The sequence below is a fragment of the Psychromonas ossibalaenae ATCC BAA-1528 genome, assembly GCF_000381745.1.
Taxonomy (GTDB): domain Bacteria; phylum Pseudomonadota; class Gammaproteobacteria; order Enterobacterales; family Psychromonadaceae; genus Psychromonas; species Psychromonas ossibalaenae.
Genome location: NZ_KB906994.1, coordinates 1 through 18030, shown reverse-complemented (window position 1 = coordinate 18030; position 18030 = coordinate 1). Strand labels below are relative to the sequence as shown.

Here is an 18030-nt window from a genome sequence, read left to right as displayed (position 1 = left end):
TTCAGCTGCAGCTCATTAAATTAGTATCTATCAAATAGATACTTATTATAAATCTGCTGGTAGCGGGCGCTGGACTTAACCTTATCTAAGGCACTTTGCCACTTTTCTATAATGCTGTCAGGAATTTCTTTTGAACAGGCGATATATAATGGAAATTTTAAAAGCATAACCTGAGTTTTTACAACGGAATCAACCGGGTAGTTCATTTTATTAAGGTAATAGGAGATCCCGATAGGTGTCACACTAACAAGCAGGTCAACTCTTCCTTTTAATAAAAGAATCAGTTGGTGCTCTTTTCTATGTGACTTTATTATGCTGCTGATTCCCAGTTTGTCAGCATGGGATAATACCAGACCGTTTGCAGGCGCCGACACTGCTTTAACAGCCTTAATATCATTTATACTGCTGAAGATACGCGGATCACCCTTTCTTTTGTAGAAGAAAACAGCTTCATCTGAGAGCGGACCTATCCATTTATATTTATCCTCTCTTTCGGGAGTACGGAAAAGCGAAAAATTCATAACATTCGGCATGTTTTCTAACATCAGCATTCCCCTCGCACCCGGGAAAACATTTATCTGATGATCTTCGCCTAATTCCTGCATAACTGCGCGAATGACTTCCACAGAAAATCCGCTGTTCTTGTCCCCCTCCAGATAATTGTAAGGGGCCCATTCTTCGGTTATCAACTGTAACTCAGTACTATTTGCCCCTGCATTGGAGACGTTAGAGAAAGTAGAAATAATAGATGCAAAAAGTAGTATTAGCATTTTACCCAGCATAATTAAGATCCGGTTCAGAGAATAAAATAAAGTATTAATCTGCCAAAAGAACTTTCTTCAAACTTATTGCATCAGAAGGCTCTAACGTCACGCCTGAGATAAACAAACAGCTTGGGAAAGTGATTGTTTTACCTGCCTGCTGTAAAAAATTATAGCTGCCTTAAGGGAAAAGTGAATGAAACAGTTACACAGCCGCCCAGCATATTTTTCCCAGCAGCCGCTATTAACGGCTAAGCCTCCTGATTCATTAGCTTTTATTGTGAATATCTGCATAAAGTGAACTGGATCTTTGAATAAAAACAGATTTAGGCTAAAAATTGTAGGGCTAAACAAAAATCACTCAAATAAGAATAAATAAATATCAATAAAGCATGTTAATCTGGATTTTTCAAATAAGCACAACAGCTAATAACTAACAACTTAAAGAGAGAAAATGTATGGATACAGCAGAAATATTAAGCCTGACACAAACCTTTGTTCTAGAATACGGGCCGAAGTTAATTGCAGCCGTCGCGGTCTGGGTCATTGGTATATGGGTGATAAAAATTCTTATCAGCACGCTAAATAAGATCATGGATAAAAGTAAGGTTGATGTTTCTTTGAAACCATTCCTATCCAGCCTGAGTGCTATTTTACTTAAAGTCATGCTAGGTATTACAGTACTTAGTATGCTGAGTATTGAAATGACCTCTTTTGTGGCGATTTTAGCGGCCGCTGGTTTAGCAGTAGGTATGGCTCTTTCCGGTACGCTGCAGAACTTTGCCGGTGGTGTAATGATTTTAATATTTAAACCGTTTAAAGTTGGTGATGTCCTGCAAGCACAGGGACACACAGGTTGTGTTAATCAGATTCAGATTTTCAATACCATTTTAAAAACACCAGATAACAAAACCATTATTCTGCCGAACGGCGGTTTATCAACGGGCTCTATGGTGAATTTCTCAACTGAAGAAACACGCAGAGTAGACTGGACTATCGGGGTTGGTTATGGAGATGATTTAGATAAAGCACGTGCGGTTATCAAACAGCTTTGTGATGCAGACCAGCGTATATTAAAAGATCCGGATGTGCTGATTGCCGTTTCGGCATTAGCTGACAGCTCCGTTAATTTCACTGTTCGTGCCTGGGTTAAAGCGCCGGACTACTGGGGAGTATTCTTTGATATGAATGAAAATGTATACAAATCATTCCCTAAAGAAGGCCTTAATATACCTTACCCGCAAATGGATGTTCATATTCATAAATAAAGCAGTCGAACAGGAGCTTCTCTGATTCAAGCTGTCAAGGTTATGTTCCAGTCAGCACTGGAACTTAACTTTTTTACAGCAAAGGCAATACCTGGGTTTATCACACCTGACAAAGGCGTTTTTACCTGTACCAAACAGCACAACTGCATGTAATACTAATCTAAATAAATATCTGCTCAGCCTTGCTGGTTAAAATCACCCCGGCATTTGCACCTGCTGCTAACCGTTTACCTTTTAAAGCACTCTTTAAACTGTGAAGGGGTAAGCAGAGTATGTCTTTTGAAAAATTTGACAAAGTTAGTGACCTCATCAAAACCCAGCTGATAAGCAAGCTGCTGGATCTGATAACTATCTACGATTAGTTTCCGTTTTGCCTGCAGAATAAGGTGCGCATCAATCAGCTGTTTGGCGGTTTGATTACAGGCCAGTTTACAGATCTGGTTTAATGATTTATAGGTAATGTGCATCATATCGGCATAAGCCGATGCTTCTCTCGTCACTGTGTAATGATCCTCAATTAATACCAGGAACTGCGCAAACTTCTGCGCGCGCTGCTCGCTTAAATATCTCGTACCATCAGCACTTCTTTCTCGGGTCAGCTTTAATAATAATGCTGAAAAAAGTAACTGCACCAGTAAATTATCGCTGTTCGAGCAGTTCTGCTCCTTACTGATTTCATGCAGAAGCGCTTCACAACTTTCTCTCAGTGACGGATTAAGGGTAAGCACAGGTAAATAGGAAGAAACTAAGTGCATCGGAGTAAAAAACGGCAGGCGGATATTAGCGTGGATGCTATCGATAAACTCTTCAGTAACCACTATCAGCTTACCCTGCGGACGGTTTACAAAGTCATAGGCATGGATTTGATTTTTATTCACGAAAATAAAGCTGCCAGGCTGATACTGATGCTCGTGAAAATCAATAAAGTGTGCGCCTTCACCCTGAGTTATATAAATCAAACTATGAAACTTAATCCTGTGCGCTTGAGACGGATCATGCTTACACTGTGACAAGCGCTTATAAAGGGTTTCAAGATCTAACACTTCCAGCCCGGGGTTAGCAGCATCAGGAAAACGAAATTCTACTTTGGGCACCTCTGGAAAACTTTCCATTATTATCACATGACCTTGTTACTAATTAATTTCAAACTACAACGATGTTTAACATCCCTGTCCATAGTAGTTTTCCTTAATGAATAAATTGTTATCTCCTAGGGCATCTATTTTTCAATCAGTTTCACTTCATCAAGGATACCACCAGCAAAAGTACTGAACTGTTTTTCTGATCCTATATTTAAGATCCCGGAAGCGTGCATAACATTGTTATTAAAATTTAAAACAAGCGTAATATAATCAAGTTTAGACTGCTCATACCAGTTAACCATATACATTTTATCCGCTATTTTTCGTGAACGGTATGGCAGATCCTTATTATTATTGCCTTTCATCGGCCCTGCAGTCCATTCATATTTTAATAACCCGTCATACAATTCCAAACGCACAGCGCCACCATGCTGAAACTGATACTCGACAATACTTCCATCTAACAGATGCTGTGATTTTTCTACTTTTTCTGACGCCATTTTAGGCGTAGAACCGCCAAAATCACCTTGTGAAGCAGAAACCCCAGCACAAAAAATGGCAGGAATGATAATAAGTGATGCAATAAATTTTTTCATAATTAATACCTTATTTGTCAGTCATAGAGCACAAACAGTATGTTTGTGCTCCATTAATATTGAAGATAAGTTACAGGTTGCCGAATTTACCGTTGTTATTCTTCCATTGTTCCTTTGGTGCAATGGTTTCGATAACATCCCAGTGCTCCGCTATTTTTCCGTTTTCTACGCGGAACAGATCATAAAATGAGGTCGCTTCACCGGCAAATGTACCTTCACTGATACTTAGTACAAAGTTACCTTCACCTAATACAATATGATTATTGCTGTAGACCATTGTGATACCCTGCTCTGCCATGGCGGCTAACGCATTACCCAGCCCGGACAGACCGTCAGCAATGGCAGTGTTGTGCTGCAGGTAGTTATCACCGTCAAAATAGTTAGTTAATTTATCAAATTCACCTTTCACTAGAATTGTGTCAACAAAGTCAGCAACCAGTGCTTTATTTTCCTCTGTTTTATCCAAGTCAGTTATCTCAACCGGACCGTCTAACTGCGTACGTCCGCTTGGATTAGGCAGTTCTGATTTAACCACCAGATTGTCCCAATGCTCGACAATCAGGCCGTCTTCAAAACGAAACAGATCGAACCCGACTTTCGGCCCGAAGAAGTTGTAGTCCGTATGAGTGAAAACATAATCACCATCTTCAAAAGCCCGCACTACATTTACTTTTGCACTGTTCTTCGGCAATGCCTGTAATACTGCGCCGAACCCTGCCAGACCGTCCCCAACAGCTAAATTATGCTGGGTATATTGTAATGGGTTAATATATGCAACCGCCTGCTGATCGCCTGTTTCTATGCTGTTAAGCACTGCGATTGTTTTCTCTTTATTTGAAATTTCCATATTATTCTCCGGTGCAGTGACTGCTGATGTACATGCCGTGACTGAAAATAGTGCTGCTGCTAATGTTAATGAAACCTTCTTTTCCATGATGCCTCTCCGTTATTACTGATGGATTTAGAATAACGATTAGGGACAGTTTACGGCAGGTAATTACCTGCCGATAAATGGTAAATATCGAACCTTGATAATAATTATTAAAAATAAACAACAGGCAAAGCATAGATAATTGAATCGCTCGTCGATAAAAAGGCGGGTATCTGCGTCTATGAAAACGTTAACGTATATAGACAGCTGTCAGGCCGCAGTTTATTAAGAACTCGATTGCGGCGGCTGATTTCAGTGCGTTATAGTTCTTATCTACTTTAAAGGCAGGAGTTCGCATGGATCTGAATCTAATCAAACCTTTTCTGGCTGTTTATAAGTATCAGTCAATAACTAAAGCGGCCGATGCGCTGGATCTAACTCAACCCGCGATAAGCGCGGCGCTTCGCCGCCTGGAAAAGCGCCCTAACAAAAAATTGTTCGTCAAAGAAGGCCGGGGCATCACAGCAACAAGTTCAGCAATTATGCTGGCTAATAAACTTGAAGGCGCGATGGAACTGATTGAAACTGGGTTACCGAAAAAGAAGAGATCCATGCCTATGCCATGGAAACTGCACTGCAGCAGCTCGGCTCCCTTAGCCGCGTAACATTCCATGAACCGCCTATTGAAGAAGTACTGCTGCTGGAGCATCTGCGTACGCAAAAAGTAGATCTAATCATTGACAGCGTATTTCCTGAAGAGCACGCATTTATTGTTGAACATTTATATGATGAAGAAGTCGTAGCCGTCTGCCGTATGGACCACCCTAGAATTAACGGCTCACTGTCTCAGCAGCAGTTCTATTCTGAAAGCCATGTCCTTTACCAGATGACACGTAAAAATATCAGCGGACTGAAGTTTAAAGCTGACCGGGTAAAAAAACGCAATATTAAAATGGAAGTATCGTCACTTGCTAATGTGCTCCTGACGGTAGCAAAAACTGATTATATCAGTGCCTGCTCCCGCACCCTTGCTGAAAACTGGGCGGATATTTTAAAAATTCAAGTTTTTAAATACCCGGTCGAGCTGCCGCGAATTCCAATTAATATGGTTTATCATCGGCGCTTTTTAAATGACCCCGTTCACAAACAGGTGCGTGAAGAAATTAAATCAATACTTTCTTAAACAGCTTTTAGTTTGTATACCCCTTATCTGCCTGAGAAACGGGCAAAGCGCTTAAATATTCAAGTACTCGACTACCCGGTCACACTGCCTAAAATGCCTGTGCATATGGTTTATCACCGCAGGTTTTTAAACGATCCGGTTCATAAACAGGTGCGCCAAGCAATAAAAGCAAAGTTCTCTTAAACGTTTTTATTTCCTTGAAACGGCAGCATTAACAGTTGATATAAACTTAAAGGTTTCTCTACACCGAATTCACTAAGCCCCTGGCGCATTAGCGGGTAATCTACTGCAGGTTTATCTCTATAAGTGGAAAACAGTTTATCCCAGAGAATTAGATTAAAACCATAATTACTGTTAGTTTCCTGCGCTATATCAGAATGATGGATCCAGTGCACTTCGGGGGTGACAATAAATTTACGCAGGTGTTTATCAACGGCCTTCGGCAGCTTAAGATTACTGTGATTAAAAAGTGCCAGAGCGTTTAATAACACTTCAAAAATAATTACTGCGCCCGCCGGAATGCCAAAAATCACAACAAACAACATCTTAATCAGCATGGAAATAATGATTTCAATAGGATGAAAACGCACAGCTGAGCTGACATCAAGCCCAATTTCCGTATGGTGCATTCGATGTACCGACCAAAGCAGCGGTATTTTATGCATCAGAACATGCTGGCCGTAAATAAGCAGATCCAGCATCAACAGCGCGAATACCACCGCTGCAGCATAAGGAATATCAATAATATTAAAGAGTCCGATTGAATGCTCAGCAGCAGACAGGGCGACACCGACAGCCAGTAACGGCACAAGAATATTCAAAAAAAGACCAGCAAGAAAAGCCAAAGACAGATTTACCGACCACTGACTGAGTCGGCCGCATTTACGTTCGGCGAGCGGAAATAAAAATTCTATACCAGCGAGTATAATAAAAAGGCTCAAAAACATGCCCAGCCGGACGGCATGTTCATAGTTTAAGAGTATATTCATTTATAAGACAACTTAAAAATATTGATAAGCAGCTCCACTGGCTAAGCATAACTGTCTGAGCTGCGCTTTATATATTTATTCAATATCACCATCATCCGATTTAAAGCACAGCGGAATCGTTCTGAATTCATCACCTAACTTGTAAATATCCAATATATCTCAGGATCAAAACGCGATCCTATGCCCTCTTTGATAATTTAACCGACTTTTTCATGAGCCGTGCGGTAAGCAAGTCTGTAGTCTGCGTAAATTGTACCACCACTCGAGAATACCGCCGTTTTAGCTGTATGCAGAAAAACAAACTCACTCCACGAACAGCGATTTTTAAAAAACAAAGTGTTGTGACTACATAACTATAGTTTATATTTGTGCATGAAAAAGACCTTATCCTGATCGCAAAATACCTGGAAATTAGAGAACTAACAAACAAAGGCAGGGTTTCAGTTAGCTTTTTGTTAGAGCAGATAAATATCGGGGCAGTAATACCAAATCCATTAATTATCTATTCATTTACGCTTGTTAAAATGAATGCTAGCTTCGTTTGTAATTAGAACAACTAGTCACTACAATCAATGCCTTGCTTTCATCCATTTTCCTTACGCCTAAATAGATCATCTAATTAGTGGAATTGGTATAACAGTCGTTCAATAGGGAGTTTTATTAAGAAGAGTGAGAGTCGATATAAACAGGAAACAGAATGAGAAGGTTATCTTCCGTCTTATTTCATTTCCATAAATTCCATAATAATCTCATCGTAGCGGCCGGATTTCTTCAGCTCTTTTAACCCAAGATCCAGTTTTTCAGCGGTCTTCTGAGCGTTGGCAAACTCTCTGGAAAGCAGCATATACATACCCGCCTGCTTGCTGACTTTCGGGTGGTTAGTAAACAGGGATACTTTAGCGGGCGAAAACAGCCTGTTAATCGTTGCGTAGCCAACTATAAAATCAGCAGGTAAAGCATCAATTCTGCCTGCTAATAATTTTTTAAAGCTAAGATCTTCTTTTACCGCAATATCAAGCGCTATGCCCTGCTTTTTAAAGCGCTCAATATGCTCAAAGGAAAGCGTTCCTCCAATCTTATACTTTTTAAGATCATCCATCTTTTCCCACTTGAAATCAGTACTTTTTAAATGGAAAAAAACTTCTTTCGCGACAAGCAGGGGTTCATTATTGATAATAAAATCTTGTTCTCTTTTTTCATCAGACCACCAGGGAAAGCTCCCGATTATCAGGCCATTCCGCACCCGCTCAAGAGAACGTTTCCAGGGAAAATATTTATATTCAACTTCAATTCCCTGGCGTATAAAAGCTTCTTTAACAATGACTTCTAGAATTTTATCCCGGTAATTAGTTTCTGATACATAGGGCCCCCATTCCCCAATTGCTAATACTATTTTTTCACCGGCAAAAGCATTAAACGACAGACTCAGCAGCAAAAAACTAATCAGCAGAGAGCAGTTATTTTTCATATAAACTCCTTGTTACTGACTATTATAGGACATAGACACTGCAGATTATGCTGCTTAAACAAAAATGAAAATACCCTGTTCAGGCTGGACAGTAAATAAAGAGAACTTCATATTTTAAGAGTTAAGCAGAGTCATTTCTCTTGCTTATTTCCTTTCTAGAAACTCAATAATAATTTCATCATGCCTGCCTGATTCCTTTAATTTCTTTAATCCACGATCTAATTTATCAGCAATTTCCTGGGAGTCAGGATACTTTCTGGAAATCAGCATAAATAAATCCCCCCTTCTCAGCGACTTAGGGTGATTAGTAAACAAAGAAACCTTAACAGGAGAGAACAGTTTATGGATAGTATCGTAACCAACAATAAAGTCAGCTGGTAAGGCATCAATGCGCCCGTTCAACAGTTTCTTAAAACTCAGCTCTTCTTTCGGGGCAACATCTACCTCTATTCCTTTACTTTCAAGCTGTTCAACATGAGAATAAGAGAGGTTTCCTCCGATTTTATATTTTTTTAAATCATCAAAACTGTCCCATTTAAAATCCGTACTTTTTAAATGGAAAAAAACCTCATTGGCAACAATCACCGGTTCCTGGTTGATAATAAAATCAACTTGCCTCTCTTCAGTAGACCACCAGGGAAATGTTCCCGCATAGGTGCCGTCTTCAACACGCTCAAGCGAACGTTTCCAGGGGAAATATTCATATTTAACATCAACACCTTCCAGATTTAACGCTTCAGAAACAATCACTTCTGCAATTTTATCAGTAGAGTTTGTTTGCGATACATAAGGCGGCCACTCGCCGATAGCAAATACGACAGTCTCATTTGAAATAACTTTGAAAGAAAGCAGAGCAAATAAAAGAGATATAAGAAAAATCCAGCTGTTTTTCATTAAATGTTCTCCTTAAATGACTATAACAAAGCATAGACATTGACAACGATTCCGGTCAAATATAAACAAAAAACTCAGTGTTGAACACCCGCCAGGTACGCCGTAACCGTGCCTGTTAAACGCAAAAACAGATAACCGGGTTATCACCTACAAAAGTACAGCGCAGGCAAAACCCTGACAATGATATTTATCAGTGCGCTTCAAACTAATTGAATGCTAAACTAGCGTCGCATATTTGGGCAATAAGGAACCATATTTTGGCGCAACTCTATTATTACTACTCGGCGATGAATGCCGGTAAATCAACTTCTCTTTTACAGTCATCTTATAACTACCGCGAGCGTGGTATGAACACCCTGGTCATGACCGCATCAATTGATGACCGCGCTGGAGTGGGCAAAGTCGCATCAAGAATCGGCATTGAAAGCGATGCTCAGGTTTTTAGCAGTGACGATAATTTAGCGGAGATCATAGAAACGGCGCATAAAAAACAGCCGCAGCATTGTATCTTAATCGATGAATCGCAGTTCTTAAGTAAAGATCAAGTAAGACAGCTGACCCACGTGGTGGATAATCTAGGCATTCCGGTATTATGTTATGGGATCAAAACAGATTTCCAGGGAGAGCTGTTCAGCGGCAGTCACTACCTGCTGGCATGGGCTGATAAACTGGTTGAACTAAAAACCATCTGCCATTGCGGCCGTAAAGCGAATATGATCCTGCGCCTTGACGGCAGCGGCAGTCCAATACGTGAAGGTGCTCAGGTAGAAATAGGCGGTAATGAAAGTTATGAGTCAGTCTGTCGTAAACATTTCAGAACCATTTTCTGGGATTAATTAACTTGAGCAGATAAACTCTGCTGACAGCTCTTTAATCAATAAAAAGCAGGGTAACTCCCTGCTCTTCTCCCCTCCAGCAGTCACAAATTAAGTATTTATCCCCGTCGTTACAACGTGTAACTATTTGTAACAAATTGAAAAATAAGGCTATCAGCCATAAAACGCACCACAAAAGAACAATATTTTATAAACTATCCTGTTGAAAGTTGAAAATATAATCATCCTGTATATATTCAGCTTAACAAATCACTCAGCATCATCAGTGTGCCTTTGTTAGCACCAGCTCGTTGTAAATCATCTTTGTTTCCACATACATGTACTCAACCCGCCTTTATGGTTGATTGTGCATACCCGAAACAAAAATAACACGAAAACCTATGTTTTAGATCAACAACAAACAGGAACAAGCATATGCAAATAAACAAATGGATAGGTAACTTGCTTATCTTTGTCTGCCTTTCAAGCGCAATACCTGCGCAAAGTAGTGAAGTTGTCATTCACAAGGTCCCTCCCCGTGATGGTCTGGTCCAGGATATCCTCTCTTTAATACTCAGCAAATCAGATCCGCAGGCAGGTATACGACAATTATCAGAAGAGCTGCCGGAGCCGCGTCTGATTGAGGAAATACAGTTAGGAAAAGTCGATTTGATGTGGGCCGGCGCTTCTCCGCATTTAGATGATAAATTACTGACCATTCGTATTCCCCTGTATAAAGGGCTGCTCGGCCACCGCATTTTTATTATCAAAAAAGAACATCAGACACGTTTCGATAATATTAAAACACTGGCTCAACTTAAACAGTTAACCGCTGGTCAGGGGACACTCTGGGGCGATACAAAAGTACTGCAGGACGCGGCGCTTCCTGTGGTTACTACGCTTAAATACCCCAACCTTTTTTATATGCTGGAAGGCGAACGTTTTGATTATTTTCCACGCGCCGTACATGAACCCTGGGCTGAAGTGACGGCACGGCCTGAGCTTAACCTTTCTGTAGAAAAAAACGTTCTGCTGGTTTACCCCTTTGCTATGTATTTCTATGTCGAGAAAAACAACCAGGCACTGCATGATAAGTTAGTGCAGGGATTTGAAACAGCAATTGCCGACGGCAGCTTTAATCAACTGTTTTTAAATCATCAGATGATTAAAGATGCACTGCAGAAAACCAATTTAAAAAACCGCACCGTGATTAGAATAAATAACCCGAATATGCATCCGGATACACCTGTTGACCGCCCCGAATTATGGTTAGATATCACCAACCTGTAGGAAGAAAAGAAGATGAATTCAATTACAAGAAAATCTATGCTGCTGCTGAGCAGTGTTTCATTACTGGTGATGGTTATTGTTTTTTCCACCAGCTATATTTTTGCCCGCGGCTACTTTGATGACTTACTGTCAGAAGAAATGACAGACTCGCAGACAACATTAGAGATTGTGCTTAAGGAGCCTGTTTTTGCCTACGATAAAGAGCTGATCGGGGATATTCTAGGCGCTTTTGTAATGCGCCCTTATATCCACAAAATTTCAGTTTATGATCACCGAGATCAGCTGTTATCTGAAAAAACAACGGCCGATTCACAACCGCAAAATCAGCAGATAATATCAAAAGAGGTTGCTATCAACTGGAGCGGCAATAAGCACATAGGTAAGCTAGTGATTGTCTACCGCACAGACAGCAATGACACGCTGCTGACTGCGGTAAAAAGTGCCTTTTTTGCTATTGGTTTCATTTTAATCATAGTCTTACAGTTAACGAACTGGCTGGCCCTTTCTAATCTTGTTGTTAAACCGCTGCGTACTGTGGGTGATGCTTTATCCATTATTGCATCGGGCGGCGGTGACCTCACCAGCCGTTTAAGCATTAAAAGTAATGACGAAATCGGTAAACTTGCAGATGACTTTAACCACTTTATAACCCAGCTGCACAGTATTGTTAAAGGCGTAGTGGAAGCCGCTAATGAAGTGAATAAGACTTCTAATACCATCATTAACTCCGCGTCAAAAAATGTCCAGGCAACACAGCAGCAGCTTCAGGAAACCGAGCAGGCCTCAACGGCTCTGCATGAAATGTCGCTGACCACCAATGAGATTGCACAAAACGCCAGCCATACCGCCAAAAGTACCGAAACCTGCAGTAAACTGGCACAGACCGGCAGTGCCGTTGTTAATGATACCGCAGCACAGATTAACCTGCTGGGTAACGATATGATGATAACCGCAGATAAAATCAGCCAGCTTCGAGATAAAAGCGAATCAATCGGCTCAGTATTAGATGTTATAAAAAGCATCGCTGAACAAACTAACTTACTGGCACTGAACGCCGCGATTGAAGCGGCCAGAGCAGGCGAACAGGGACGAGGTTTTGCCGTGGTAGCAGACGAAGTACGCAGCCTGGCGAAACGTACTCAGGAGTCGACTTCTGAAATTGAAAAAATTATTGATGAGTTACAAAAAGCTTCCACTGAAGCTAATGACTCCATGGATGAGAGTCAACTGGCCTTACAAAAAACTGTCGATGAATCAGCAAATGCCGGCGTAGCATTATCTGATATCCAGACAACGATTGATGAAATCACCGGCATGAATGCGCAGATAGCAGCGGCTTCCGAGGAGCAGAATGCAGTAGCAGCCGATGTCAGCCGCAATGTTACGCAGATCTTTAATATCACCAATGAAGTAACCGACAATGCACAGGGTGCACGCAGTGCAAGTACACGTCTCGGTGAACTGGGAGAAGGATTAATCACAAACCTGTCTAAATTCAAAATATAACCCGTTAGACATAAATAACAAAATACCGGACAGCAAAAACTGTCCGGGCTTTTGTATAAATACGGGTATAGATTGGTATAAACTCAACACCGCATTATAAAAATATAATGTATTCAAACTAGGTCTGACATATCTACTCATTCATAGGGCTCTCCGCTTCTGGGAATTAGCAGACATCGTGGCCCCTTTGGTTTAAATAAATACATGTATCCCCGACTTTCGACTCGAAACTAGATAATGAGATAAAGGACGGAAAATTTGAATACGTTATCATTCTAACTGGACTCAGGCATCTTCGGTGTCTACATGCTTAACCACAACCTTTGCAATCTCAGTTTTAGCCAGTTTGTCCAGCTCCTTGAAAGAAAGCGCTACGCCGATGTCATATCGATCGACAGTAATTAGTTCAACTCGAACGACGGTACCAATCAGCACGATGGGATCGTTATTATTAATTTTAGTGCTGAGCTGTACATTAGTCCCCAGATCCATAGGGCAATTATTTTCGAACAAAATACCGCCTATTCCGATATCCTTGCTGATCCCTGTATATTCCTCATTACAATTAAAATCAAGTTGACGAACTCTAACTTTCCCGTCTAAAGCAATACGCAGATAACGACGTTTATCTGCCTTGTAGATAGAAATACAGTTTTTCCCAGCCCCTTTTGCCTGGTACAAGGCACTGTCCGCATAATAAATCAGATCTTCTTTATTATCAGCATCTATCGGATAAGTCGTCACGCCGCCGCTGATGGTCAGTCGTAATTCTTTACCGTCATTAATAAACCTGTGGTCAGCTATATTACGACGAATTCTTTCAGCGAGAATAAGTGCATCCATCGACGCTGTGTTAGGCATTACAATCACAAACTCTTCACCACCAAAGCGTACTGCAAAATCACTTTGACGAATTTCCTGTTCAATTATTTTTGCGACAATACATAACACAGAATCGCCAGCCTGGTGACCATAGTTATCATTAACCTCTTTGAAATCATCAATATCAATGAACAACAAACTGATAAGCGATTCAAGCCGTTTTGCTTGAGCCAGCTGATGTTCTAGAGTTTCTTCAAAAAAACTGCGGTTTAGTAAATGAGTCAACTCGTCGTGTGTCGATTTGTTAAGGGTTTCTTCAAAACTCATCATATCGGTTATTTTCGGAGTAAACTTAAAGTTTTGACGAGCGAGATAATCACAAAGTAACGCAACCATATTAATAGAGCTATTGAGCTGATTTAATAACAGATCCCGGTGTTTTAAAAATAAGCCCCAGTGCCTGCCTGCATCGGCTGGTGAAATAGTAAAGTCTGCTAATAATTTAAATGTTTCTGAATAAACTCGATCGCCTTTGAGCTCGGCCAGCACACCCAAATCATCTAAAAACTGCTGATCATCGACAGCTTCCAGCCAGTATTTCTGTACAGTGAGTTTTATTGTTTCCATATTGGTCAGCCATTCCTTTAAGAGCCTATTAATTAAAGATACCTCCTGCTTGGGAGAAGTCAAACGCTCCCCTGAAACCGCACATAAAAGTACTTTGGGGCCTTATCAATTTTAAGGTCGGAACTATTGGGTGCATACGAGTCAGCAGCGCTCTTCGGCATTAACTCCAATCAAACTAAGCACTTTTGCATTGGCAATTCAAAAGTTAGGCTGAAACAGTTACGTACAATAATACGGAAAATTTATTGCGATCGCTTTCTTCTTTCCTTATCTAATAATGTCCGTTTACGCTCTAATCCCCAACGATATCCACCTAACCCTCCATCGCTTCTTAAAACGCGATGACAAGGTATCAGCACACCAATAGGGTTTTTACCGCAAGCAGTTCCTACCGCACGGGCCGCTTTGGGATTATCTACCTGTTCAGCTACTTCGCCGTAGCTAAGAACTTCACCTTCTTTAATACTCAACAAAAATTGCCACACCTTAATTTGAAATGCTGTGCCCCTCATATCTAACGGCAAATCTGGTCTGGGAGCGCCTTGGCTTAGGTGTTGATCGAGAGCTTCCATCCAGATATCAAGCTCAGGTGCCTTTTGTGATGCGGATATAATAAGTTCAGCTTTAGGAAATTCAGCCCTTAACAGAGATAACAAAGCACTTTCATTATCAGCAAACTGTACAGAGCAGATCCCTTTATCTGTCGCGGCCATCATCATGAAACCAAGAGCTGTATTGCGGCATGCGTAGTTGATGACCTCACCCGCACCGCCCGCCCGATACACTTTGGGCGTCATGCCTATATTACGAGTCGACTCACCGTACACTCGACTAATGGAGCCAAACCCGGCAGAATATATTGCATCCGTTACTCCATCACCTTTTTTTAATGAATGCTTGAAATGGCGCATACGAACGGCATCTTGATATACTTTAGGTGATACACCGAATGTTTTTTTGAATACTTTCTGCAGCCTCGAGGGTGACAAGCCTGCAATTTCCCCTAAGCTTGGCAGCGTCATTTTTTCATCCAAATGTACTTCAATGTAGCGCGCCACTTCTATCAATTTTTCTATTTGAGAACTTCCATTCACAGGATAACAACGTTTGCAGGGTCTAAAACCCGCTGTCATTGCCGCTTCAACACTTAAAAAGAATCTAATGTTTTCATGTTTTGCGGGTCTGGCAGAACAAGACGGCAGGCAGAAAATGCCTGTAGTGATGACTCCGTAGAAAAACAATCCATCGAAGGATTTATCCCGTCTCTCGATAGCTTTTCTCATTTCGATCTCAGATAGTATTGACATGGTGTAATCTCTACTTAGTTATTGATAATACCTATTTAAGCGCATGTCTATTGATGCTTCCATCCGTTTCTTGCTAAGTAATTTCGATCAACATCAATTGATGCTGAATACGCTTTGAAATGTAGAAAGTGGAATAAGGCGCAAGAATCGGATGTTTTGTTTTTCAACACTTAGCTAATATAGGTTAAAGACAAATTAACACACAATGGAACTGACTATGACATCTTCGATTAATACCTCAATGAATGCACGCGTATGGGCAATGCTTATTTTACTTTCTATGCTCTGGGGCGGCTCATTTTTCTTCGTCGGCGTGGTAGTAACAGACCTTCCTCCGTTGACCATTGTTACCCTCCGAGTGGGGATTGCAGCAATAACGTTATGGGGCATCGTACTAATGACTGGACTTCGCCCGCCAAAGGATTTACGAGTATGGGGAGCTTTTCTAGGAATGGGCCTGTTAAATAACATTATCCCGTTTACGCTCATTGTATGGGGACAAACTCAAATAGCATCAGGACTCGCGTCTATTCTGAACGCCGCAACTCCCATTTTCACCGTTGTAGTGGCAGGATTTTTACTTCCGGACGAACGTATAACGCCGTTAAAACTAGCGGGAATCGCTGCCGGCTTTATTGGCGTGGTAGTGATGATAGGACTACCTGCGATAAGTGGAAGCGGCAGTCTGGCGGCTCAACTGGCCATTATCACAGCGGCTTTATCTTACGCATTTGCAGGTGTTTATGGGCGCCGATTTAAAACGATGGGCATAAATCCGATAATTACTGCCGCAGGGCAAGTTACAGCGTCGACGATCGTACTGGTTCCGATAACCCTAACTGTTGATGGTCAATTTAATGCTGCTGAAATTAGCTTAGAAACATTGTCTGCAATTACAGGGCTTGCTGTACTTTCCACTGCGCTTGCCTACGTCCTTTACTTCAAAATACTGGAATTAGCAGGAGCAACGAACGTTTTACTTGTTACGCTGCTGGTCCCTGTTTCAGCTGTTCTGTTGGGTTCACTGTTTCTAAGTGAGTCTTTAGAAGTAATCCATTTTGTTGGAATATTGCTGATTGCTCTAGGTTTATCAGCTATAGATGGAAGATTGTGGAGTAGAATAAAATTAGCAAAGTCTTAACCGTCAATATTGGAAATGGTACGAATATGGATAAAAAAACGATAGTTAGCGGAATGCACGCTCTTAGCCTTGTAGATCAAAATATTGAAAAAGCATTTGAAGAGTTAGGACCGCCGGCACCGAGAATCAGCCCACCGGGATTTGAAACTTTCCTATCTACCATTGTGAGTCAGCAGCTATCTACTAAAGCAGCGGCTGCCATTATGAAACGTGTAGTTTCTCTGATGCAAGACGTGATAATCATATAGTAAGCCCTTACGAGTAACGTTCAAGCCTAGAGTGTATGTTATACGCATAGCTAAAACGAGGGCTTTAAAATGAAACTATATGGTGGCATTGACTTACATTCAAATAACAGCGTTTTTTCAATTAAAGATGAAACTGGTGATGTTATGGCGCGACGTAAATTACCCAACGATATAAAACAAATTTTTCTGTTTCTGGCTCCATTTAAGCAACAATTAACAGGCTTAGTCGTTGAGTCTACATTCAACTGGTATTGGCTAGTTGACGCTCTGAATGAAGCTGATTTCCAAGTACATCTCGCTAATACCACAGCTATTCAGCAATATTCTGGTTTGAAATATGGGGATGATAAAACCGATGCTGACTGGCTTGCTGAAATGCTGCGATTAGGTGTATTACCTGAAGGTTATATTTACCCAAAAGAGCAACGAACCGTCCGTGATTTAATGCGCAAACGCATGCAGCTTGTTCAGCAATCCACTCTCAATCTTTTGTCCATTCAAGGACTATACATGCGTCATCTAAGTTACAAAATGAGTAACAATAAGATAAAACAGTTAACTCCCGAAGCTATAATGACTCATTTCTCATCTGCAAACACGGCACAGGCAACGATTTGTAATCTGGCCGTGATGAAGTGTCTAAAAGAGCAAATCAAACTATTAGAAAAAATCGTATTAACACAAGTTCAATTAAAACCCGATTTTCAAGAGTTGACTACGATTGACGGTATTGGCAATATTCTCGCCCTCACTATCATGTTAGAAACCGGCGATATTAAACGTTTTAATAAAGTAGGGAATTATGCATCCTATTGCCGTTGTGTTAGTGGCGCTCGTTATAGCAACGGTAAAAAGAAAGGTAAAACCAATTCCAAGAATGGCAATAAATACTTAGCCTGGGCTTTTGTAGAAGCCGCCAATTTTGCCATTCGTTATAACAAAACCGTTAAAAGTTATTATCAACGAAAATCAGCTAAAACTAATCAAACGATCGCTATTAAAACAGTGGCACATAAATTAGCGAGAGCTTGTTTTTATGTATTGCGAGATAAAGTACCGTTTGATGTAGAAAAAGCATTTTGTTAAGAATTTGGCATCGTTCATGAGTTAAAAACGGGGTTGGTAAAACCATTAGACGTGATTGAGCCTTGAACGATACCAT

18 protein-coding genes are annotated in these 18030 nt (G+C 40.9%); 9 read left to right on the top strand and 9 right to left on the bottom strand.

Annotated features, from left to right (window positions below; genetic code table 11):
* Positions 1 to 20: 20 nt before the first annotated feature.
* Complete coding sequence (locus G327_RS0113900; protein WP_019615399.1) at positions 21 to 782, bottom strand: substrate-binding periplasmic protein; 762 nt, start codon at positions 780 to 782, stop codon at positions 21 to 23.
* 437 nt (positions 783 to 1219) lie between these two features.
* Between G327_RS0113900 and G327_RS0113890 the strand changes: the two genes are divergently transcribed.
* Positions 1220 to 2029, top strand: a complete 810-nt coding sequence (locus G327_RS0113890; protein WP_019615397.1) for a mechanosensitive ion channel family protein — start codon at positions 1220 to 1222, stop codon at positions 2027 to 2029.
* Between the two features lie 227 nt (positions 2030 to 2256).
* On the opposite strand, the gene G327_RS0113885 is transcribed toward G327_RS0113890, so the two are convergent.
* The 3 genes from G327_RS0113885 to G327_RS0113875 form a co-directional block, all read right to left on the bottom strand.
* On the bottom strand, positions 2257 to 3141 hold the full coding sequence (locus G327_RS0113885; RefSeq protein ID WP_019615396.1) for an AraC family transcriptional regulator: 885 nt from the start codon (positions 3139 to 3141) through the stop codon (positions 2257 to 2259).
* A 107-nt stretch (positions 3142 to 3248) separates the two neighbouring features.
* Entirely contained in the window at positions 3249 to 3707 is a 459-nt protein-coding gene (locus G327_RS0113880) for a MoaF-related domain-containing protein (RefSeq protein WP_019615395.1), read from the bottom strand.
* 70 nt (positions 3708 to 3777) lie between these two features.
* Positions 3778 to 4641, bottom strand: a complete 864-nt coding sequence (locus G327_RS0113875; protein ID WP_019615394.1) for a nuclear transport factor 2 family protein — start codon at positions 4639 to 4641, stop codon at positions 3778 to 3780.
* Positions 4642 to 4934: 293 nt separating this feature from the next.
* Between G327_RS0113875 and G327_RS26565 the strand changes: the two genes are divergently transcribed.
* Together G327_RS26565 and G327_RS25695 are read left to right on the top strand one after the other, a co-directional pair.
* Entirely contained in the window at positions 4935 to 5243 is a 309-nt protein-coding gene (locus G327_RS26565) for a LysR family transcriptional regulator (RefSeq protein WP_083938526.1), read from the top strand.
* Positions 5201 to 5761, top strand: coding sequence for a LysR substrate-binding domain-containing protein (locus G327_RS25695; RefSeq protein WP_083938524.1), 561 nt, complete (start codon positions 5201 to 5203; stop codon positions 5759 to 5761). The genes G327_RS26565 and G327_RS25695 overlap by 43 nt, the downstream gene beginning before the upstream one ends.
* Before the next feature lie 179 nt (positions 5762 to 5940).
* On the opposite strand, the gene G327_RS0113860 is transcribed toward G327_RS25695, so the two are convergent.
* From G327_RS0113860 to G327_RS0113850, 3 genes are all read right to left on the bottom strand, one after another.
* Positions 5941 to 6750: a sterol desaturase family protein gene (locus G327_RS0113860; protein ID WP_019615393.1), complete on the bottom strand. Its 810-nt coding sequence runs from the start codon at positions 6748 to 6750 to the stop codon at positions 5941 to 5943.
* A 718-nt stretch (positions 6751 to 7468) separates the two neighbouring features.
* Positions 7469 to 8218, bottom strand: coding sequence for a substrate-binding periplasmic protein (locus G327_RS0113855; protein WP_019615392.1), 750 nt, complete (start codon positions 8216 to 8218; stop codon positions 7469 to 7471).
* Between the two features lie 144 nt (positions 8219 to 8362).
* The gene (locus G327_RS0113850; protein WP_019615391.1) at positions 8363 to 9112 is read right to left on the bottom strand and encodes a substrate-binding periplasmic protein; all 750 of its coding nucleotides are present in this window, start codon (positions 9110 to 9112) and stop codon (positions 8363 to 8365) included.
* Positions 9113 to 9369: 257 nt separating this feature from the next.
* Between G327_RS0113850 and G327_RS0113845 the strand changes: the two genes are divergently transcribed.
* From G327_RS0113845 to G327_RS24745, 3 genes are all read left to right on the top strand, one after another.
* A complete protein-coding gene (locus G327_RS0113845; RefSeq protein ID WP_019615390.1) occupies positions 9370 to 9948 on the top strand; it encodes a thymidine kinase in 579 nt (192 codons plus the stop codon).
* Between the two features lie 414 nt (positions 9949 to 10362).
* Entirely contained in the window at positions 10363 to 11217 is an 855-nt protein-coding gene (locus tag G327_RS0113840) for a type 2 periplasmic-binding domain-containing protein (RefSeq protein ID WP_019615389.1), read from the top strand.
* 12 nt (positions 11218 to 11229) lie between these two features.
* Positions 11230 to 12723, top strand: a complete 1494-nt coding sequence (locus G327_RS24745) for a methyl-accepting chemotaxis protein (protein ID WP_019615388.1) — start codon at positions 11230 to 11232, stop codon at positions 12721 to 12723.
* A 285-nt stretch (positions 12724 to 13008) separates the two neighbouring features.
* Here G327_RS24745 and G327_RS26115 read toward each other — a convergent pair whose 3' ends face one another.
* Positions 13009 to 14172 carry a diguanylate cyclase gene (locus G327_RS26115; RefSeq protein WP_019615387.1) on the bottom strand — a complete coding sequence of 388 codons (1164 nt, stop codon included), beginning with the start codon at positions 14170 to 14172 and terminating at the stop codon, positions 13009 to 13011.
* Between the two features lie 242 nt (positions 14173 to 14414).
* On the bottom strand, positions 14415 to 15479 hold the full coding sequence (locus tag G327_RS0113825; RefSeq protein ID WP_019615386.1) for a bifunctional transcriptional activator/DNA repair enzyme AdaA: 1065 nt from the start codon (positions 15477 to 15479) through the stop codon (positions 14415 to 14417).
* A 217-nt stretch (positions 15480 to 15696) separates the two neighbouring features.
* Between G327_RS0113825 and G327_RS0113820 the strand changes: the two genes are divergently transcribed.
* The 3 genes from G327_RS0113820 to G327_RS0113810 all read left to right on the top strand — a co-directional run bounded on the left by G327_RS0113820 (position 15697) and on the right by G327_RS0113810 (position 17954).
* The gene (locus G327_RS0113820; RefSeq protein WP_019615385.1) at positions 15697 to 16620 is read left to right on the top strand and encodes a DMT family transporter; all 924 of its coding nucleotides are present in this window, start codon (positions 15697 to 15699) and stop codon (positions 16618 to 16620) included.
* Positions 16621 to 16646: 26 nt separating this feature from the next.
* A complete protein-coding gene (locus G327_RS0113815; protein ID WP_019615384.1) occupies positions 16647 to 16868 on the top strand; it encodes a DNA glycosylase family protein in 222 nt (73 codons plus the stop codon).
* A 69-nt stretch (positions 16869 to 16937) separates the two neighbouring features.
* Entirely contained in the window at positions 16938 to 17954 is a 1017-nt protein-coding gene (locus G327_RS0113810) for an IS110 family RNA-guided transposase (RefSeq protein ID WP_019615383.1), read from the top strand.
* Positions 17955 to 18030: the final 76 nt, after the last annotated feature.